The 19821-nt window shown below is 71.3% G+C and carries 13 protein-coding genes; 5 read left to right on the forward strand and 8 right to left on the reverse strand.

Annotation, left to right across the window (positions count from 1 at the left end; genetic code table 11):
- Window positions 1–21 precede the first annotated feature (21 nt).
- Complete coding sequence (locus ACZ4MU_RS25950) at window positions 22–429, reverse strand: hypothetical protein (RefSeq protein WP_467881092.1); 408 nt, start codon at window positions 427–429, stop codon at window positions 22–24.
- Window positions 430–830: 401 nt separating this feature from the next.
- Between ACZ4MU_RS25950 and ACZ4MU_RS25955 the strand changes: the two genes are divergently transcribed.
- From ACZ4MU_RS25955 to exaC, 3 genes are all read left to right on the forward strand, one after another.
- Window positions 831–1406, forward strand: a complete 576-nt coding sequence (locus ACZ4MU_RS25955) for an N-acetylmuramoyl-L-alanine amidase (protein WP_467881095.1) — start codon at window positions 831–833, stop codon at window positions 1404–1406.
- A 140-nt stretch (window positions 1407–1546) separates the two neighbouring features.
- Entirely contained in the window at window positions 1547–2860 is a 1314-nt protein-coding gene (locus ACZ4MU_RS25960) for a GAF domain-containing protein (RefSeq protein ID WP_467881098.1), read from the forward strand.
- 177 nt (window positions 2861–3037) lie between these two features.
- The gene (gene exaC / locus ACZ4MU_RS25965; protein ID WP_467881101.1) at window positions 3038–4561 is read left to right on the forward strand and encodes an acetaldehyde dehydrogenase ExaC; all 1524 of its coding nucleotides are present in this window, start codon (window positions 3038–3040) and stop codon (window positions 4559–4561) included.
- A gap of 836 nt (window positions 4562–5397) precedes the next feature.
- Here the strand turns inward: exaC and ACZ4MU_RS25970 are convergent.
- The 6 genes from ACZ4MU_RS25970 to ACZ4MU_RS25995 form a co-directional block, all read right to left on the reverse strand.
- On the reverse strand, window positions 5398–6531 hold the full coding sequence (locus ACZ4MU_RS25970; RefSeq protein ID WP_467881104.1) for a hypothetical protein: 1134 nt from the start codon (window positions 6529–6531) through the stop codon (window positions 5398–5400).
- Window positions 6528–6836: a helix-turn-helix domain-containing protein gene (locus ACZ4MU_RS25975; protein WP_467881107.1), complete on the reverse strand. Its 309-nt coding sequence runs from the start codon at window positions 6834–6836 to the stop codon at window positions 6528–6530. Before ACZ4MU_RS25975 ends, ACZ4MU_RS25970 begins: the two co-directional genes overlap by 4 nt.
- Window positions 6833–7576 carry a hypothetical protein gene (locus ACZ4MU_RS25980; RefSeq protein WP_467881110.1) on the reverse strand — a complete coding sequence of 248 codons (744 nt, stop codon included), beginning with the start codon at window positions 7574–7576 and terminating at the stop codon, window positions 6833–6835. Before ACZ4MU_RS25980 ends, ACZ4MU_RS25975 begins: the two co-directional genes overlap by 4 nt.
- 277 nt (window positions 7577–7853) lie before the next feature.
- A complete protein-coding gene (locus tag ACZ4MU_RS25985; protein WP_467881112.1) occupies window positions 7854–8639 on the reverse strand; it encodes a hypothetical protein in 786 nt (261 codons plus the stop codon).
- Window positions 8640–8748: 109 nt separating this feature from the next.
- The gene (locus tag ACZ4MU_RS25990; protein ID WP_467881115.1) at window positions 8749–9471 is read right to left on the reverse strand and encodes a Crp/Fnr family transcriptional regulator; all 723 of its coding nucleotides are present in this window, start codon (window positions 9469–9471) and stop codon (window positions 8749–8751) included.
- 139 nt (window positions 9472–9610) lie between these two features.
- Entirely contained in the window at window positions 9611–14056 is a 4446-nt protein-coding gene (locus tag ACZ4MU_RS25995) for a hypothetical protein (protein ID WP_467881118.1), read from the reverse strand.
- A gap of 447 nt (window positions 14057–14503) precedes the next feature.
- Here ACZ4MU_RS25995 and bdeA point away from each other — a divergent pair, with 447 nt between their 5' ends.
- Both bdeA and ACZ4MU_RS26005 read left to right on the forward strand, forming a co-directional pair.
- On the forward strand, window positions 14504–15391 hold the full coding sequence (gene bdeA / locus ACZ4MU_RS26000; protein ID WP_467881120.1) for a bis(hydroxyethyl) terephthalate hydrolase: 888 nt from the start codon (window positions 14504–14506) through the stop codon (window positions 15389–15391).
- A 171-nt stretch (window positions 15392–15562) separates the two neighbouring features.
- Entirely contained in the window at window positions 15563–18406 is a 2844-nt protein-coding gene (locus ACZ4MU_RS26005) for a helix-turn-helix transcriptional regulator (RefSeq protein ID WP_467881123.1), read from the forward strand.
- A gap of 127 nt (window positions 18407–18533) precedes the next feature.
- Here the strand turns inward: ACZ4MU_RS26005 and ACZ4MU_RS26010 are convergent, their stop codons facing one another.
- Window positions 18534–19733: a PucR family transcriptional regulator gene (locus ACZ4MU_RS26010; protein WP_467881125.1), complete on the reverse strand. Its 1200-nt coding sequence runs from the start codon at window positions 19731–19733 to the stop codon at window positions 18534–18536.
- Window positions 19734–19821: the final 88 nt, after the last annotated feature.

A 19821-nucleotide genomic window follows, 5' to 3' on the forward strand; every position in this document is an offset into this window, starting at 1 on the left:
GGCGGGCGGCTCGCGGCACGCCTACTCATAGGAGGCGACGGCGTCGCCCGGTCCCCTCACCACCGAGGGGATGGCGCCACCGGGGAGCTCGCCGGGAGGGTCCGGCCAGTCCGGCAGGTCCGGCAGCTCACCGGGCAGGTCGCCGGGGAACCCGCTCGGCAGCGCCGTGGACAGTCCTGACGGCAGGGTCGTCGGAAGCGCCGACGGCAGGTTCGACGGGAGATTCGACGGAAAGTCCGTGGGGAGCTGGGAGGGCAGCCCGGTCGGGAGTCCGCTCGGCCGACTCAGGGACGGTGTCGGGGTCGGAGCCGTGGTGCCCGTCGGGCTGTTCGTCGGTTTGTCGTCGGCCCCGCCGCCGCTGCCGTTCACCATGAGCACGACGGCGACGAGCACCGCCGCGGCCACCACGACAGCGAGCAGTATGTACACGCCCCGCCGACCGCCCCCGCCCGGTGGGACAGGGGGCGACGGCGGCGGGGTCGGCGGCTGCCAGGTGGGGGGACCGAAGCCCCCGCCCGAGGGAGGCGGCGGCCCGGGAGGGCGCGGGGGTACGGGGGGCGTGGCCATGGCCCTCAGCGTCGGACGGAAACGGTTCATCTCGCGACTCCTGCCCGGAATTTACGCCAAAGTCGGTCAGCCGCGGTGCGTGCGGGAGCCGTCCGGGTGGTGGTGGCGCACCGCCCCGCGCGCGAGCGCCGCCACGCGCCGCCGCTTGTCTTCCACGCTCCGGCACCTCCCCGTACCGTAACCTCGGCGAGGTTCTTGCCGGTTGAACGTGACGTATCGACACACATACGACGCACACACGACGTACAGGAGCTCCGTTGACCGTGGACCGCCGAAGACTCCTCCAGGGCGCCGCCGCCAGCGTGGCCGCGAGCGCGCTCTTCCCCGCGACACGAGCCGAGGCCATGGCCGACACCGACTACCCCCAGGCGCACTGGGTCGCCGCCTCGACGTCCAACTACACCGTCTCCCAGCGTCCCGTCTCGTACGGCGTCGACCGGGTGGTCGTCCACGTCACCCAGGAGTCGTTCGCGACGACCCTCCAGATTTTCCAGAACCCGGCGAAGAAGGTCTCCGCGCACTATGTGGTGCGCTCCGCCGATGGCTATGTGGCACAGATGGTGCGCGAGAAGGACATCGGCTGGCACGCGGGCAACTGGGACTACAACACCCGCAGTATCGGCATCGAGCACGAGGGCTGGGTGGACCAGCCCGCCTACTTCACGAACGCGCTCTACGAGCAGTCGGCTCGCCTGACCGCCTCGATCTGCGACCGCTACGGCATCCCCAAGGACCGCGAGCACATCATCGGCCACTACCAGGTGCCCGGCAGCGACCACACCGATCCCGGGACGAACTGGGACTGGGTGCGGTACATCCGCCTGGTCAACTTCTCCTGACCGGAGCGCGCCGACGGCACACCGAGCCGAGCGCGGGGACCGGCCGGACGCGGACCCGTCCGTGCGAGGTGGCTTGCCGGGTGTGCGGGGCGGGCCGACGATGGTCCGGTCCCGTCCGCATCGCCCGTCCGGAGGCCCAGTTGACCGACACGCGGACCGACACGCGGTATGAATCGCGGTACGCGTCCTGGGTCGCCCTGGAGGCGGGCGCGGACCCGGCCGAGCGGACCGGCGAGCTGCGCCGCGCCCATGAGGCGTTCACTTCGGCCGGACGAGTGGTCCGGCCCGTGCGCCCGCTGGTGGCGGCGTCCTGGCGACGCTCGGTCCGCGCACGGGTGAACCCGGACGGCACGGCCGGTCTGGAGCTGGACGAGGACGAGCTGGCCGCTTACCGCGACGAGCACCCCCTCGCCCGCGCGATGGCGGTCATCCGCGAGCTGACGGGTACGTACGCGACCGACGGCGGACATCTCGTCGCCGTCTGCGACGCGCGCGGGCGGCTGCTGTGGGTCGAGGGTGACGCCGGGACCCGGCGCAAGGCGGGCGCGATGAACTTCGTGCCGGGGGCCCGGTGGGCGGAGTCGGCGGTGGGCACCAACGCGCCGGGCACGGCGCTGACCGAGGACCGGCCCGTACAGGTCTTCTCCGCCGAGCACTTCCGGCGCCCGGTGCACCCCTGGACGTGTGCGGCGGCCCCGCTCCACGACCCGCGTACGGGACGGCTGCTCGGCGCCGTGGACATCACCGGCGGGGACGGCCTGGCGCATCCGCACAGCCTCGCGTTCGTCCAGGCGGTGGCGCGGGCGGCGGAGGCGGAACTCGCCCTCCTCGTCCCCACGCCGACCGGCGACGCGATCGAGCTGAGCGCTCTCGGCCGCGACGAGGCGCTCCTGCTGGCGGCCGGACGCAAGCTGCGTGTGAGCCGACGCCACAGCGAGCTCCTGGTCCTGCTCGCCCGCCACCCCGAGGGCCTGACGGGTGATCAACTGATGATCGGCCTGTACGAGGACGAGTCCGTGACGCCGGTGACGCTCCGCGCGGAACTGTCCCGCCTGCGCCACCTCCTGGGCCCCGACCTCCTCGCCTCCCGCCCCTACCGTCTCACCCTCCCCGTCGACACCGACTTCGACATGGTGGCCCGCCGACTGGCCTCCGGCGCGGTGGCAGCGGCGATGGGCGCGTACCCGGGCCCCCTGCTGCCCGCCTCACAGGCGCCCGCGGTGGTACGGATACGGTCCCGGCTTGCCGCGCAGCTGCGCGCGGCCGTGATCGAGCGGGGCGACCCCGGACTGCTGGCGGACTGGGCGCGCAGCCCGTGGGGCGAGGAGGACCCACGGGTGTGGCGGGCACTGGTAGGGGCGCTTCCGGTGGGACAACGGGGTTCGGCGCAGGCCAGGTTGGTGGAGCTGGAGGCGGAACTGGGGCTGATGGCGGGGCCGGGCGACACCATCTGACGAACGGGCCCGCGCGCCGCCCCCGCGACTACGACGGCGACCGCGACGGCGACCGCGACGGCCCAGGGCCGATCGCCCGGGCCCCCAGGACCTCGCAACGAGGGCGCAACGTCGTCGTCCCTAGCCTGCGCTGCGAGTGCCGTCCCAGGGCGGCGGCGCCGGAGGGAGGCCCCGGACATGACCCGTTACGCAGCGCCCGGCACCGAGAGCGCGATCGTCTCGTACGAGTCGCGCTACGACCATTTCATCGGCGGCGAGTACGTGCCGCCGGCGGGTGGCCAGTACTTCGAGAACCCGAGCCCCGTCAACGGCCGCCCCTTCACCGAGATCGCCCGGGGCACGGCCGAGGACGTGGAGCGCGCGCTCGACGCGGCCCATGCGGCGGCCCCCGCGTGGGGCCGCACGGCCCCGGCCGAACGCGCCGACATCCTCAACAAGATCGCGGACCGGATGGAGACGCATCTGGAGGAGCTGGCGGTCGCCGAGAGCTGGGAGAACGGCAAGCCGGTCCGCGAGACGCTGGCGGCGGACATCCCGCTGGCGATCGACCACTTCCGCTACTTCGCGGGGGCCCTGCGGGCGCAGGAGGGGTCCCTGAGCCAGATTGACGAGGACACCGTCGCGTACCACTTCCACGAGCCGCTCGGCGTCGTCGGCCAGATCATCCCGTGGAACTTCCCCATCCTGATGGCCACATGGAAACTGGCGCCCGCGCTGGCGGCGGGCAACGCGGTGGTCCTCAAACCGGCGGAGCAGATGCCGGCGTCGGTGCACGTATGGCTGGCCCTGGTGGCCGACCTCATCCCCCCGGGTGTGCTCAACATCGTCAACGGCTTCGGTGTGGAGGCGGGCAAACCACTGGCATCGAGCCCGCGGGTGGCGAAGATCGCGTTCACCGGCGAGACGACCACGGGCCGTCTGATCATGCAGTACGCGTCGGAGAACATCCGCCCGGTGACGCTGGAACTCGGCGGCAAGTCCCCGAACATCTTCTTCGACGACGTCTGGTCGGCGGACGACGACTTCCGCGACAAGGCGCTGGAGGGCTTCACGATGTTCGCCCTCAACCAGGGCGAGGTCTGCACGTGCCCGTCCCGGGCGCTGATCCAGCGCGGCCACTACGGCGAATTCCTGGACGCGGGCATCGCCCGCACGGAGGCGATCGTGGCGGGCCACCCGCTGGACACCGACACGATGATCGGCGCCCAGGCATCCAACGACCAGCTCCAGAAGATCCTGTCCTACCTCGACATCGGCCAGCAGGAAGGCGCCAAAATCCTGACGGGTGGTCAGCGCATCGAGTACGACGGCGAGCTGGCGGGCGGCTACTACGTCCAGCCCACGATATTCGAGGGCGACAACCGCATGCGGATCTTCCAGGAGGAGATCTTCGGCCCGGTCGTCGCGGTGACGTCCTTCACCGACTTCGACGACGCGATCCGCACGGCGAACGACACGCTGTACGGCCTGGGCGCAGGCGTCTGGACCCGCGACGGCGCCCAGGCGTACCGCGCGGGCCGCGCGATCCAGGCGGGGCGCGTCTGGACCAACTGCTACCACGCGTACCCGGCGCATGCCGCCTTCGGCGGATACAAGCAGTCGGGGATCGGGCGGGAGAACCACAAGATGATGCTGGAGCATTATCAGCAGACGAAGAATCTTCTGGTGTCGTACTCTCCGAAGAAGCTCGGATTCTTTTAGAGGCCCGAAAAAAGGCGCCTGACCTGGTCTTTTGCCGGTCAGGCGTCTTCCGTCCGGCTCGCCTGGGGCAGGGGCCAGTTTGTGCCGCAACTTTCGCTATCTCCCCCTGCTCTCCCGCTCCTGACCAGAGCTTCCGGACCAGTCACGGACCAAAACCCGGCTCACCCAGCCCGTTCCAGCCCCTGACTGACGCGGTCCCATTCCGGCGTGGATTGCTCGATGAGGCGGTAGGCCTGCTCTTGGACGCCGTCCAGGAACTTGGCACAGAAGCGGAAGAGAACATAAGGTCCGTCGTCGCACGCTCCGTCTACGCAGACCCCCATCGAACCAAGCCATCAGAAACGCCTCACGTGTCACGTTCCTGTCACCAACACCATCGACACACCCGGCCACAATGGGCTCCGCCTGCGTGAACAGCGTCGATCTAGACCACGACCCCAGAAGACGGTTCTGCCCACCTGTGCCCTGTGGAACCGGGGGGCCTCCCCCACGTACAGCGGCGACCGACCAAGATCCGGACCAGGGGCGGGCCAACTCAACTTCACATCAGCGATTGCACGCGCCACCCCAGGTCAGAAGCAGATAGGGACGTGTACCACCGGCAGACGAAGAACGTCCTTTGTTCCTAAGCCCGAAGAAACTTGGGTTTCCTGAAGCCTGAAGTCGGTTGCCCCGAGGCCTCGGCAATCCCACGGGTCGTTACCCTCTGCCGGTCCCCACCGCCGTAGGGCGAATGAGCGCAGGTCACCATCCGACCCCGCCTCTGAGCACGCGAGCAGCAGCCACGTCGACACAGGACCCGGGCCTCTGAGGTCCGGGTCCCTGCGAACGAAGTATCACGCAGTGTCACCATGTGCCAGCGTATGGGCCTTGGCCGCCCACTCCCCCATCCTCGTGATGGCGGAAGTCATCTGCTTCACCGCGGCGGAGATCTCCTTCACCGGCTTGCGGAGATGCCGGCTAACCCGAACCAGGGCACCCGCCGAGGCGCCGAAGGAGCCGATCTGCGCCAGACTGTCTTGCGCAGCCTTGTCCAGGGACATCAGCTGCTCCAAAAACTCCTCGGCTCCGTCACCGCGCTCGTCGGGCGGCGTCATCTCGATGAGCCCCAGCACGGCCCGTACCCCGCTGTCCAAGGTCACCATCCGCTCTGCGAACGTGGCGGCGACGGTGTTCAGTTCACCCGCCGGTGCGTTGATCGTCTCCGCGTACCGGGCGACGGCGGCGAGCCTGGCGCTCATGGGCGCGTTCGCCTGGGTCAGATCGAGCATCTCGGTGCCGGACTGGTCGGTCAGGGCTACGATCGTCTCGATCGTCTTCGTGATCGCCTCCATATCGGCGACCATCTCGCCCAGCCCGTCCTCGATCACGGCGAAGTCATCAAGCAGACCTGGCGAGTCTTCGCCCTCCCCCTTCCCGCCGTCGGCCTCCGAGGCGGAGGACGGTCCGTCACCAGCCTGGAGTCCGCGCAGCACCCGTGCTGGCGTGAGGAGTTCGAAACCGTCCCGGAGTCCCGCTTCCAGGGCGCTCTCGATCTCCTTGCGCGCAGCGGCCAGATGGCTGCGCGTCCGCTGGTAGCGGATCGTCCTGATCGACGCGATGTCGAAGGGCAGCTGCCCGACCTCCCCGATGTGAATCGTCGGCTTGCCGGTGATGTGCCGCAGCCCCAGCTCGTACATCACGTTGGGGTTGCCTCCGCTGACGTCTGCGACGACCAGGTCGGACTCGACGACGTGCCGGCAGATCTGCTCGTTGATGTCACCGGCGTGCGCGATGCCGTCCGCGCGCACGGCAGTCATGCCGTGCTTCTCGCAGGCAGGGACGATCACCTGCTCGAAGATGCCCAGGTGGTGCTCGTACGCTTCCCGCTCCGGGCTGCCGTGGGTGGCATGCGGCTCGCCGATCGGGCCGATGACGAAGCACCTCCGGGGCTGGCCGGACTCCTGTCGGAGCGTCTGTGACGTGATCATGCGGGAATCTCCGATGCGTTAGCGTGGGTGTCGTGGGGCCGCACTGCGGGCGCCTCGTCGCCCTCCAGGGGGACGGTGTACACCGGCCGCTCCTCGATGCCGAGGGTGTGCAACAGGTAGGCGGTGGGGATGCGGTAGCGTCCACCGACCCGCAGCACGGGGCACGGGAAGACGCCGAGGCGAATCAGCTTGTACGCCGTCGCGGGGCAGATGCCGAAGGCTCGGGCGGCTGTGCGCAGGTCGACGCTCAGGGGGAGGTCGAGAGCCTCCGCGAAGCCGAGCGGTGGGCCGGACCGCCGGCTCACCGCCGTGCTCCCGCGGGACGCAGGACCAGCGTGCCGATAAGGTCGGCCTCCTCGTGGCGGCGAGCCCGGAACACCAGGTCGGGCAGGCGGCTATTGGTCCGCCGACCGTCGTGCTGACCGTGCGGCTCGACGAAGCGGAGCGTGGCGTACACGTCCCTGCGGCGGGGCGGGGGCGAGATGTGCACTTCCCATCCCTCGGGCGGGCGGGGCTGTTCCTCCGGCGGTACGACGGCGTTGCGGACCTCGGCGAAGGCGCCGATGTCGACGTAGGGGATCTCCCGCGTGACACGCTTCGCGTAGTCCCACATCCGGTTCACCGCCTCCTTGATCAGGCAGCCGCCCGCGTCCCGACCGTCCGGGTCCGCCGAATCGAGCACAGTGAGCACGGCCAAGACGGCCTCCGCCTCCAGGTCAGCCCGGTCGACCTGCCGCCAGAGGCGCAGGATCCGGTGCAGGTTCCGGTACAGCCCAGGGAGGACCAGCCAGACAACGAACAGCCGTCCGGTGCCGTCGCCGTCCCGCGGCTCCAGCCGGGCCTCGGTGACGGCCTGTCGCCAGATGGCCGCGCCCAACGCCGTGTCCCGTCGTGGGCCGTAGAGCACCCTTCTGCTCTCTTCCGGGGAAAGCAGGAACACACGGGAGCCGACGTGCACTGTGAGGGACGGTCGCGTGGCGCCGGGCGGCCCGAGGACGCCCCGGTCGATCCGGGCGAAGATGCTCCCAGGTTGCGTCGAAGTCATCCTTCCTCCTTTCCGGCCTCGTCGGGCCGGAGGTACGCCAGGGCAACAGCGGCTCCATCGCAGGCACGCGCGAGGTCGTTCAGGGCCGACCGCACAGCCGCGTGCCACGTCATGCGGGTCGGGTGCACCGTCCCGTTCCGGTGCCGGTACGGGACGGCGAGCGAGGCTGGCGGGTGGAAATGAACGCCGCCGTACACGGCGTGGCCGACGTTCACTCCGTAGTCCGCCCACTGGCTGTCGGCCCGCTCGCGCCAGGGCGGGGCCTCGTGCGGGGCCGTCACCGGGCGGGCCCGGAGCCGGCTCGCGGAGAGGGCACGGGAGGGCCGACGGTGAGACCGCCGACGACATCCCGGCCGACGGCGGCGCCGTGGTGGACGTACTGGGACAAGGGCGCCCGGCTCGGAGCATCGGTACCTGGCGTGGGCTCCGGTACCCCCACCACGGCCGACCGCACCTCGACCGGCGTGTGGCCCGGCACGTGGATCCAGCCGTAGCCACCGAACTCCTTCACCCGCACATGGGCCCGCACATACTGCGCGGGGTCGAGATCCCGACGCCCGGAGCGCACGACATCCTGGTACAGCCGATCCGAAACGATGACGACGAGGTCCGCCGCAGCGAGAGTCGTGAGTACGGCCTTGAGGTGCGGCGCGTTGACGTAGCGCGCCACGGCGACCGGAGCCGGGCCGGCGTGGCCCAGTGCCGCGTCCGCGACCACGCCGGTGTCCACCGCCATCCGCAGCCTGATCCGCTGAGCGTCCGGGCGAGCGTTGCGGTCCCCGAGGCGGACCGCGAGATGGCGGACGAAGGGGCCCAGCACGACATCCTCCGGCGTGGCCTCTGGGAGGACGGCGAACTCCAGGTCGCCCTGTGGCTGACGCGTCCAGGCTGCTCGGTCCAGCCCGGACAGCGCCGCCGCCTCGTCCAGCACGCGGACCAGCTCGAACTGGACGACCGACTGCGTCCGGGTGTCTAGACGGCTGTAGTGCTCCACGTCTGCGGCCAGGCACAGCCGACGGTGCGGCAGGCCCACCGGCGGCCGGGGAGAATAGATATCTTCCATGACAACTCGCCACCTTCCGAAGGGGTTGGATGCTGTGCACGCCAACTGTGAGCGGAAGGGGCTGAAGCAATGAAGAAAGCCGCATTAATGCGGCTTTCTGGGGCTGCCGCTAAGCGGTCGGCACACTCAGTAAGGCAGCTTCGCGCAAACGAGCCATGTCCTCGATGGAGGTCTGCCGGCAGCCGGTGCTGATGATTTCGTCCCTCCGCAGTTGGGTGAGAGCCTTGTGGACGGTGTGCTTGGTGGATGCGGTGAGCGCGGCGAACTCTGATTGAGACAAATTCACCTCTATTCGCACCCTGCTCCAGTCGAGCCCTCTGAGCGTGCGCCTAGGCTGCCCGTAGGACTCCGCAAGTTCGACGAGGACGCGCGCCAGCCGGACGAGGACGGGGTATGCGCCCTGCTCCAGTCGTAGGCGGTCGGCTCGGCGCAACCGGCCGCAGAGCATGCGGTTGAGTGCCAGTGACGCCTCGGGGTGAGTAAGGAAGAAGGGTTCCAGTTCGTTACGCGGGACGACAGTGGCGGACACATCGCCGCAGGAGGTGACTGTGGCCGATCGCGGTCCGAGACCCATCGCCGCTATCTCGCCCACGACGTCCCCGGCGATCCTGATGTCCCTCAGCAACACCCGGTCACGGTCCACCCGGGCGGTCACCTTGACCAAGCCCTCATGGAGGACCACCAACTCCTGCGCATGATCGCCCTCGTGGATGAGTACGTCTCCCACGCCGTAGCGGAGTCGAGTGCCGAGTCGGGTGAAGGCCGAGCGTGTTTCAGGCGGCAATGTGTCGAGGAAGGCCGCGCGACCGTTGGGGTTCGTGCTGTGCATCATCTGCACAGCACAGCACTCGGCCACCGCGGCGGCGGATGTTTCCGCCCGCTCCGCCGGTGCGGCGGACGCACGCCGGGGCGCACAGCGGCGCACAGCCGGAGCATCCTGCGGGTGGCCCCTGCCAGGCGGCCGGTCACGTTCAGCTCCGGTCGAAGTCGTGGATCGCCTCGGCCACGCCGTAGGAGCCGATGAGCAGCAGTTGGTCCAGGAGATCGAGGATCTCGGACCGGCGCGCGGGTGAGGATGCTTGGGCATACGCGCGGACCAGCAGGCGGCCGACGTGGCGGGCGTCGGCCGCCGCACTGCGGGCCAAGTCGGTAACTGCGGCTCCAAACACCAAGACAAATCGCCGCACGCATGCCAGAACCAGTTCGTCCACGCGGTCAGGGGCGTATTCAAGCGTGATCAGCAGCTGAGGCAGAGCGGCCCCGAAGGCGCGGGAGTCGATCAGTGCGGTCAGTGTCCGCCGGTAGGGCCCCAGGCGTCGGCCACGCAGAGCGGTGGCCACCGTAGCAGCGGCTTCCCGCACCTCCTCCTCGGGATCGTGGAAGAACCGGACGAGTGCGTGATGGGCGAGCGTCGCGTCGCCCGTGTTCAGGAGGCGCTGGGCGCACACGTCGGCGGCTCCCTGCCGCTGTGCCGTGTCATTCCCGGCAAGCACCTTGGCCAGTAGGTCAGGTGCTTCCCACTCCATCGCGGCAAGCGCGGCAACCTGGCCGCCGACCCGGCGCACCGGCGCCACCGGGGAACACAGCATGCGTTCCGTCAGCGGTCCGGCCGATGTCGTATCTCCGTGCATCAGAGCAACGGCTAGGCGGGGAACGTATGGTGACGCCAGCAGGTGGTCGGGAGCCTGGACGAGCACCGCGAAGGCATCGGCCACCGCTGGACGGTCGTGACGAATCGCGGCGCGCAGCAAGTGGGCCACGCACGCCCGGACGTCGAGGGAAGGGTCGGCTGCCAGTCGTTCCAGATGGGGGACAATCACCGCTGCGCGGGACCCGCCCGCATCGTGGACGAGCAGATCGCCCAGGCTCACAGCCGCGCTGCCTCGTACGGTGTTGATCCCAGCGGTGAGAAGGTCTCGCGTCACATCGCCTCTGTCCGCGCCGGACAGATCGTCACCGCTCAGCTCACCGGAGCCTAGGGCACGGCTCAGGAGCGCCTCCACCAGGTCGAGCGGCACATCGTCGAGGTACTTCTGCAGGGCATGCCCCAGCCAACGGTCCTGTTCCGGCCTGCCCCTGCTCGCGAAGTGGCGCACCGCCGCGAAGACGGTCTCCGGATCGTCGTACGGCTCGGCCTCCCCGAAGCCGAGGAGCAGCGAGGCACCATAGGCCGGGTGCGTCCCGGCGTCGATCCGCAGGGCGAGGCGGGCGAACCGGCCAGGGTCCGCCACCGTCATGCTCCGCAGCACGTGGGACAGCTCGCGCGCCCCACCGGTATTGGTCGTCCAGTCGATTCGGTCCCGACTGTGCTTCCTCATGGCCCGCAACCACTGGTCGTCACTCATGCGCCGAGCCACTTCCGCCGGAATGGGCGGTCCGACGAACCCGCCCGTTACCCCCTCCGGTTCATCCGGCTCCCGTCGGTCACCGTGGAGCCGGCGGAGCTCTCCGAGCCGGCGCGCCGGCCGCTCGGAGAGCCGCCCTTCGGGAAGCGCCGTCAACAGGGTGAACTCGTGCCAGGGCGAGAGTTTCTCCTCGGGGGGAAGGCGCAGATGGAACAGGGACTGCTCCACCCGCCTGAAAGTGTTGTCAGGCAGGGCGCCGCCGATGGCACGGAGGACCTCCCGGGCGTCCCACACGGCATTGGCGGCGTAGCCGGACAGCCAACGGTGCCCGCCCTGGAGAAGGATTTCGGCGGACCACGGGGCGAGCTCAGGTCCCCCCGCGGCCAGCACCTGGTAGAGCAGCCACTGCGCCGCCTCGTACGGTTCGCTCACCAGATGTTCCACGAGCTGACGCGCTCGTGCGGCGTCCCGGCCTGCCGTACTCCGCAGAGCTTCGGCCGCGCCTTGCAGCAGGGCGTCACCCACGTCGCCGGGATCGACGCCGGGATGGCGGTGCGAAAAATGGCGATCATGGACGGGCCGACCCCTCTGTACCGGATAGGCGGTCAGGCTCATGACGGCCAGCAGGACCGGCAGCACACGGACGCAGAACTCCTCCGGTGCACCGACGGCGGCGGCAGTCACCATCCGGAGTGCTGCGTAGTCCCGGTTCAGCAGTACCGCCACCCTGCCTTGGTCGTCGAGCCGGAGGGCGTCCGGGCGTTCCGCGAGCAGTGCGCCCAGCAACTCGACCGCCCACACGGGTTCTTCGGCCGCCAGGTCGGCCGCCGGGTCCCAGAGGGCGTGTTCGACTCCGTTGAGGAGGCCCGCTCGCACGCCGCCGAGCAGGAGATCGAAAAGCGGTCGGCTTCCGGCGAGGCGGGCGTGGGGAACGACCCGGATCAGCCACGCACTGAATGCGGGACTGGCGGCGTGCGGTTCCAGAAGGCGGGCCACACGGTCGGGCAGGGCATCGGCGACCGCCACCAACAGCCTCACCGCCCAGTCCTGTTCTCTCGTGTCAGCACTGCTGAGCCAGTTCTCGAAGACCCCCTCGTCGTCCCCGCGACGGAACCAGGCGGGCATGCCCAGCATGTCGACGAGGCGGTCGCGGAAGGGCGGGCGTGTGTCCAGCACGCGGGCGACGACGCCCCACTCGGTGGCCGTAGGAGCGTCCATGCCGCGCAGCACGGCCAAGGTCAGGTACTTGAGGTGGTAGCGGATGTCCGTACTGGTCAGCAGTGCCTCGACCTCCTCGGCGAACCGTCCCGGGTCGAGATCCCGCAGGTGATCAAGCACCTGCCGAAGTTGTCCGCGGCGGAACAACTCCTGCTCCCCGCCGGTGAGGAAGGCGACCAGGCTGTCTTCGCGCCGGAGCCAGTCGCGCGCGAAGGCGTAGTCGAAGAAGCTTTCGTGAAAGAAGGCCAGTTGACGGCCGTCGCGAACACAGACATGCTCCGACTCCAATACCTTCCGGCTGGCTGCGAGGTCGTCCGTGTCGAGCACGCTCTGCGGCACGGACAGCCGCTGGCGCGCACTCATGGCGGCCACGACGGCCGAGACCGCGTCGTGGAAACGGACGGACGGACGCCGGGCGCACTCCTCCTGTTTGGTGTCCCAGAAAGCGTCGAAAAGCTGCCGGGTGGTGTGGAGGAGGAGGGCCTCTTCCTGGTCCGCGACCTGGGCGAGGAGGACGAGGTGCAGCGGTGAGCGCAGCAACCCCCGTTGGGACGGCCCCAGTCGGGAGACATCCAGGTCCATGCCAGTGACGGCGGTGTCGATCTGAGCGTCGGAGAGCGGCCCGACCGTGACGCGTGTGCAGTGGTTCGGGGCGGTGAGCCTACGGATGCGGGCGTCGGCCTCGGCATCGAACGCGCGGCAGGCGAGGATCACCCGCATACCGGGATGTGCCGCGGCCTCGTCCACCAGGTCGGCCACCGCGTCGAAGGTTTCCGGGATGCGTCCCGATGCCATGCTGACGGCGTCGAGCTGGTCCACGACGAGGAAGCAGGGCCGCCCGTCCGCCACAACGCCGAGTGCGCCGACCGGGGACATGGGCAGGCCGACACGCTGCCCCAGTTCATGGGTGGAGCCGAAGGGTTCCAGGCGGTCGAGACGGAAGGCCAGAACCGGAACGGCCGCCTGGTCGAGGGCGGTGAAGGTCTGGTGCAGCACGGCGCTCTTGCCGCTGCCCGCGGTTCCGGTCAACAGGACGAGCCGCTGGGTGCCCTCCTTGACCTCCGCGACCAGACAGGCGGCCTCCTCCTGGGGAATTGAGGGCCGCAGCAGCGTGCGTTCGACACTGGCCGCCCACCGGCGCGTCACCGTTCTCACAGTGTGGGACACAGCGACAGCGTCGACCCGCAAGAGGCCCCGCAGTCCGTACGGAGCCAACCGGGTGGTGAGAGCGGCGGCGTCGAGCGTGGTTCCCAGGTTGTCGAGCAGGACTTGGCCGAGGGCCAGCGTCGCCACCCGGCCCGGTGCTCCGGCCAGGACCTGTTCGGCCAGGACTGCGTTGGTATGCACGAGGTCCCGTTCATCGTGCCACTCAACCCGGAGCCCTCTCAACATCCTCCAGGCCGTCACGGTCGACCCGTAGATGCCCCTCGAAGCGAGGGCGTCGAAGGGTCCCCGGAGTTCGTCCGTCAGCCACTCTGCCTCGAAGGAGGCGAGATCGTCGGAGCGGCGGGCGCGGTCGGCGAGTTCGTCGACCGCGCGGGCGGGGAGCATGGAAACAAAGTGGAACGTCCGACCGGCCTCGACATGCGAACGCAGGACCTCCCACACTCCCTTGTCGTGGAGAGAAGCCACATTCCAGCTGTTCGCGTTGCGGTTCTGCCGCTTGACCTGGTGCACCTCCGTCCCGTGGTCGTGCCGGTAGACGAACTCGACCCCGTCGCCCAGCGGCCCACCCGGTTCGACGCAGAGCGACGTGCCCGAGCCCATCAGTACGTACAGGGCATGCCTGATCGTCCAGGCTCCCTCATAGCGGTTGCCGAACTTGTCCGTCTCGCCACCCGGCCGCGGTGCCACCGTGCCCCCCTCCGGCCCGGCCGGACGGGCCGCGCGCGTGCGCGGACGCTACCGCATGCGTGTGAGGCGCGCCGAGGGACCGCTGAGTGAGTCTCATTTGCGCAGGGCCGGCGGCGGTCCGCCTTCTGCGACCGCGCCTCCCAGCGGAATCAAAACCAAGGTCCAGACCATCACCGGGCCAACACCCGACAAGAAAAGGCGCCTGAGCTGGCATTTCGCCGGGCAGGCGCCTTTTGCTCGGCCCGCTCAATGCCGGGCCCGGACCCGAGTCCTCGTGCCGCTGCGAAGCACGCCCCTCCCCGCGTGACCGGTCATTTCACCGATGCCTTCCCCCGGCGCCGCCCCGACAGTGACGGGGCCGGTCCACACCGGTGCGCCGGTCGTTCCGCGGTCGGCGTCGCGCAGCCCACGTCATGACGGCACACGACTCGAGAGGACGGCTCCGTCGTGAAACGACACATCGCCGCCGCCGCGGCCCTGTCATCCCTGGCCTTCCTGGCCGCACCCACCGCCACTGCCTCCACCGCCTCCACTGCTTCCACCGCCGCCGACAACCCCTATGAGCGCGGACCGGCGCCCACCGTGGCCTCCATCGAGGCGGTCCGCGGGTCCTACGCGGTCTCCCAGAGCAGCGTCTCCGCCCTCTCGGTCACCGGGTTCGGCGGGGGCACCATCTACTACCCCACCTCCACGAGCGACGGCACATTCGGCGCCGTGGTGATCGCCCCCGGCTTCACCGCGTACGAGTCCTCCATCTCGTGGCTCGGGCCACGGCTCGCCTCGCAGGGCTTCGTCGTCTTCACCATCGACACCCTCACCACGCTTGACCAGCCGGACAGCCGAGGCCGCCAACTCCTCTCGGCGCTCGACTATCTGACCCAGCGGAGCTCGGTCCGCGGCCGCGTCGACGCCTCGCGGCTCGGTGTCATGGGCCACTCGATGGGCGGCGGAGGCGCCCTGGAGGCCGCGAAGAGCCGGCCCTCGCTCAAGGCCACCATCCCGCTGACCGCCTGGAACACCGACAAGACCTGGCCCGAGATCAGCACCCCGGCCCTGATCGTGGGTGCCGACGGTGACACGATCGCCCCCGTCGCCACCCACTCGGAGCCGTTCTACGAGACCCTGCCGGGCTCACTGGACAAGGCCTACCTGGAGCTCAACGGGGCCACCCACTTCACCCCCAACAGCTCCAACACGACGATCGCGAAGTACAGCATCTCCTGGTTGAAGCGGTTCATCGACGACGACACCCGTTACGAGCAGTTCCTCTGCCCCCTGCCACGGCCGAGCCTGACGATCGAGGAGTACCGGGGCACCTGCCCCCTCGGCTCCTGACGGGCCGGAGGTCCTCGCCGCGCACCGCGGACAACCTGAGAGGCACGGGTCCGGCCGCCCGGACCCGTGCCTCTCAGGTTGTCCGTGTGCACAACGGATGAGCCCGAGGTGTGGACACCGGCCCAACGCCTGGCTCTTTCCTGGCCACTTACCGGCCAGTACGGTGATGATGTGAGTGGAGCGTCGAGGGTCGCCGCTGCTCCGCGGCTGTACGACCGTACGTCCGAACTCGCCGCCGTGGCGGAGCTGTCGGCGCGGGCCGCCGAGGGGAGGGGCGCCGTCCTGCTGGTCACCGGAGGCCCGGGCACCGGTCGGACCGCACTGCTGGACCAGGCCGTACGGGACTCCCGGATCCGGGCCCACCGGGTGGCCGCGCCCAGCGGCAACCGCGTCCCCTGGAGCGGGGTACGCGCCCTCATGTCCGCCCTCGCCCCCACTCCCTCGGCCGCGCGACGCGCCCTGCGGGCGGCCCGTGGGCCGGGCGGCGTACCCGGCGCGCTGGCCGCCCTGTGCCCGGGCGAGCCGCTGCTGCTCTGCCTGGACGACCATCACCTCTGGGACGCCCACTCCCGCACCGCGCTCGACGCGGCCTGGCGGGAGAACACGGGGCCGTGGGCCTGGGTCGTCTCGTTCGCCGCCCATCGGCGGCCCCCCGATGTGCCGGGCGCCCGGCTGCTGTCCCTGGGGCGGCTGAGCCGGGAGGGAGCGCGGACCCTGCTCGACGACGTGTGCCGGCTGCCCCTGACCGCGTCCTTCCGCACGCGCCTGCTCGACGAGGCCGCGGGCCACCCCGGAGTCCTGACCGCGACGGCCGCCCGTGTCCGCGCCGAACCGGAGCGCGGAGACGGCCCCCCGGGCCCGGTCACCGACGACGTCTCACTGTCGCAGGTGTACCGAGGACTCCTCGACTCCCTGCCGGCGGAGTGCGGGCGGGTGCTGACCCTGGTGGCAGTCGCCGGGGAGCCGCAGCCCGGCACCGGGCAGCCGGATCCGGTGGCCGGGGGGCCCGCCACCGTCCGTCCGGTCGGCGCGGACGCGGTCCTGGCGGCGGCCCGCGCCGTGCGCGCGTCGTCCGAGGCGCTGGACCGGCTGGTCGCCGACGGGTTCCTGCGCGGGACCCGGGAAGCACTCCGGTTCGACGACCCCTTTCTGCGGCGCGCGGTCCTGGGTGCCGTGCCACCGTCCCGGCGCCGGGAGCTGTACGCCCTCTTCGCCCGTCCCGCCGGAGGCCGCCCCGGAGCCCGTTCCGGAGCCCGCTCCGGCGGCAGGAGCGGGCCGGTGGGCGGGGACGACGCCACGGCGGGTGATCGTGCGGCGGCGGCGCGTACGCCGCACCTCGCCACGCCCATCGCGAGGCCCTCGGTCCGGTCCGGGGCCGGGATGTCCGCCGCTCCCCGCGCTCCTGGAGTTCCGGTCCGACCCGGGCCTCCCCGCCACGTTCACGACACAGGCCACCGGTCCGGCCAACTCCGGACGGCCGGGGGCGTGGGCGGGGTGACCGGCGACGTGCGGGCCCCCGAGGGCGCACGGGTACCGCCGGATGTGCTGCGGGGAAGGGCCGAGCTGGCGCGCGGGCTGGCCGGGCTGGGCGGCGGGCCGGTCGGGGACGCCCATCAGGTGCTGCTCCTCGCCGCCTCGTTGCTGCGCGAGGGGGCGCCCGAGGAGGCCTCGGACGCGCGGTTCCTCGCCTTGGAGGCGGCGTGGGCCGCTGGGGACCCACAGGCCTGCGCTGTCGCTCTCGGCGGGGGCGGCTTCGGCGGCGAACGCACCGAATCCCCCGTCGGTATGGACGCGGTGGAGCGGGACTTCCGCGACGGGATGTGCGCCGCGCTCACCGTGCGGCTGGAGGAGGCGCGGGCGCCGCTGGCCCGGGTCGTGGCCCGCGACGGCGCGTCCGACGAGCCGCGCCGCCTGCTGCGCGCGGGCGCCGCCGCCCTGGTCCTGGGGGACGCGCCCGCCGCCGTACGCGTCCATACCCGAGCCCTGGCCACGCTGCGCGCCACAGCCGGGACCGCGCTGCTGCCCCGGGTCCTGGAGCATCTGGCGTACGCCGAGTTGCGAGCCGGACAGCACGAGCGTGCCGCCGCGCACGCCAGGGAGGGGCTCCGTACGGCGGAGTCGGCCGGGCAGCGCAACGCGGCCGCCCACCAACACGCGGTCCTCGCCCTGGCGGCCTCCGTCCGGGGCGACGCCCCGGCCGTCGTGGAGCACGCGGGCCGTGCCCTCGGGACCGCCCGGGCACACGGTCTCGTCCAGGCGACGACGCTCGCCGAGTGGTCGATCGCGCGGGCCGAGCTGGCGGGCGGGCTCGCCGCACAGGCCGCGGCGCGTCTCGCTCCCCTCGTCCAAAGGGGGCCGCGCGGCGGCCACTTCGCCCTGCGGATGCTCGTGGTGCCCTGCTTCGTCGAGGCCGCCTGCGCGTCAGGCCGGGAGGTCGAAGCCGGTGCGGCGGCCGAGGAGTTCGCGGTCTGGGCCGGGCTCGGCTTCGATGCCCAGGCGCCCGCCCAACTGGCCCGCTGCCGGGCGCTGTTGGCCGGGGGAAGCGACTGCGCGGACTGGTACCGGGAGGCGGTGCGGCACCACGAGGCGAGCGGCAACGACTTCGAACGGGCCCGGACCCTCCTCGCGTACGGCAAGTGGCTGCGCCGGCGCAGGCGTCTGGTCGAGGCCCGGGGCCCGCTGAGCGACGCGCTGGTCACCTTCGAGCGGGCGGCGGCCGGGGTGTGGGCCGATCAGGCGCGGGCCGAACTGCGGGCGACCGGAGGGGCGGTGGGCAGGAGGGCCGTACCCGGTCCGGCGGGCGAGCTGACTCCTCAGCAACAGCGCATCGCCGGGCTGGTGGCGGCGGGGGCGACGAACCAGGAGGTCGCCGACCGGCTGTCGCTGAGCCCCCGCACGGTCGACCACCACCTGCGGAACGTCTTCGCCCGGCTGGGAGTCCGCTCCCGCGTCGAGCTTTCGGGGCTCCTGCTCCTGTCCCCCACCCCGGGGGACGGCCACCGCTCCGACCGGTGACCCGAGGGGGCCCGGGGGCCCGCACTCGCCCCCTTCGTCCGCAACCAGCCGCCCGGGCGGGTGCCGTACGGCCTCAGCGCCGGGCGGGTGGCATACGGCCCCCGCCACAGGCGGTGGTCGTGCGGTCTCAGGACGAGGCCGTCAGGCGGAAGGCGTCCAGGGCCAGGGTCATCTCCGTGAGGTCCCTCGGCCGGGACAAGGAGCGGGACGTCAGCTGCTCCAGGCGGCGCAGCCGGTTGAAGACCGTGTTGCGGTGGCAGTAGAGCCGAGCCGCCGCGCGCCCCGCCGACCCCTCGCACTCCAGCCAGACGTCCAGTGTCTCCAGCAGAATCGCGCGGTCGGCCGGGTCCAGTTCCAGCAGGCTGCCCAGGACGTCCCTCACCAGAAGGCCCGCCAGCTCCGGCTGTCCTACCACCAGGGCGCCCGCCATCCGGCGGTCCAGCCGGACGATCTGCCGTGAGTCCGGCGGGCTGGTCCGCAGGGCCAGCTCCGCGAGCCCGCGTGCCCGTCCCAGCTCCGCCAGCCCCGTCACCACCGGGCTGATCCCTCCGGGCCCCGGGCAGCGCCCGTCGAGCAGTTCGGAGAGCGCGTCCAGACCGACGCCCTCCGCCAGCGACGCCACCCCGATCTCGCAGTCCGCGCCCATCCGCCACAGGAAACGCACGCCCGTCCCCCGCACCCGCCGGTGGAAGGGCTCGGGGGCCTCCCGCCGGTCGGGCCGCAGCACCACCACCGCGTACCGGCCGTGCTCCGGCAGATCCAGGCCGGCCGCCGCCCGCGAGGTCACCTCCGGGGAACACTGGCCGTGCAGCAGCGCGTCGAGGAGCGCCTGGAGCTGCTCGTCGGTACGCCGCCGCAGCTCCCGTTCCGTCGCCCGGTACGCCTCCGACGCGGTGTCCGCCTGCGCGTCCACGGCCTGCCAGACCATGGTCGCCGACTGGGTCAGCACCGCCAGTCTCGACGGGAACGCCGACGCGTCCTCGATCAGCGCCTCCCACACCAGGTGACCGGCGTGCCGGTAGGCGTGCACCACCAGCTCAAGCGGCATCCCCTGCTCGGCGCGCCGCCGCCCCAGCTCGTCGGCGTGCTCCAGGTCCCGCCGCGGCGAGTCCCGCGGTGCCGAGATCGTCTCGATCCCGATCCGCAGCGCTTCGTGGGCCTCACGCCAGTGCTGGTCGTGCGGCACGATCCGGCCGTACGCCGGCTCGTACTCGTGCAGTTCTCTCAGGTGCTCGTCCACCAGCTCGGGCAGCCGCTCCAGAAGCGCCGTACACGCCTCGGCCAACAGCTTCCAGTCATCGCCGGTCCGTGGTCTGCGCCGTCCCATGCCCGGAGGATGCCACCCCCTCCCCCTTCCCGACAGGCCCCTGACACGCGGTGTTGTGCGCGTGCACAACCCGTACCGGCGCCCGCTG

Source organism: Streptomyces sp. NPDC026377, assembly GCF_055567715.1.

What these genes read in the sequence shown, in the direction of transcription:
- exaC (WP_467881101.1), top strand. Translation starts at nt 3,038, where the DNA reads ATGACCCGTTACGCAGCGCCCGGCACCGAGAGCGCGATCGTCTCGTAC.
- ACZ4MU_RS25980 (WP_467881110.1), bottom strand. Translation starts at nt 7,576, where the DNA reads ATGACTTCGACGCAACCTGGGAGCATCTTCGCCCGGATCGACCGGGGC.
- ACZ4MU_RS25990 (WP_467881115.1), bottom strand. Translation starts at nt 9,471, where the DNA reads ATGATGCACAGCACGAACCCCAACGGTCGCGCGGCCTTCCTCGACACA.
- ACZ4MU_RS25985 (WP_467881112.1), bottom strand. Translation starts at nt 8,639, where the DNA reads ATGGAAGATATCTATTCTCCCCGGCCGCCGGTGGGCCTGCCGCACCGT.
- ACZ4MU_RS25970 (WP_467881104.1), bottom strand. Translation starts at nt 6,531, where the DNA reads ATGATCACGTCACAGACGCTCCGACAGGAGTCCGGCCAGCCCCGGAGG.
- ACZ4MU_RS26010 (WP_467881125.1), bottom strand. Translation starts at nt 19,733, where the DNA reads ATGGGACGGCGCAGACCACGGACCGGCGATGACTGGAAGCTGTTGGCC.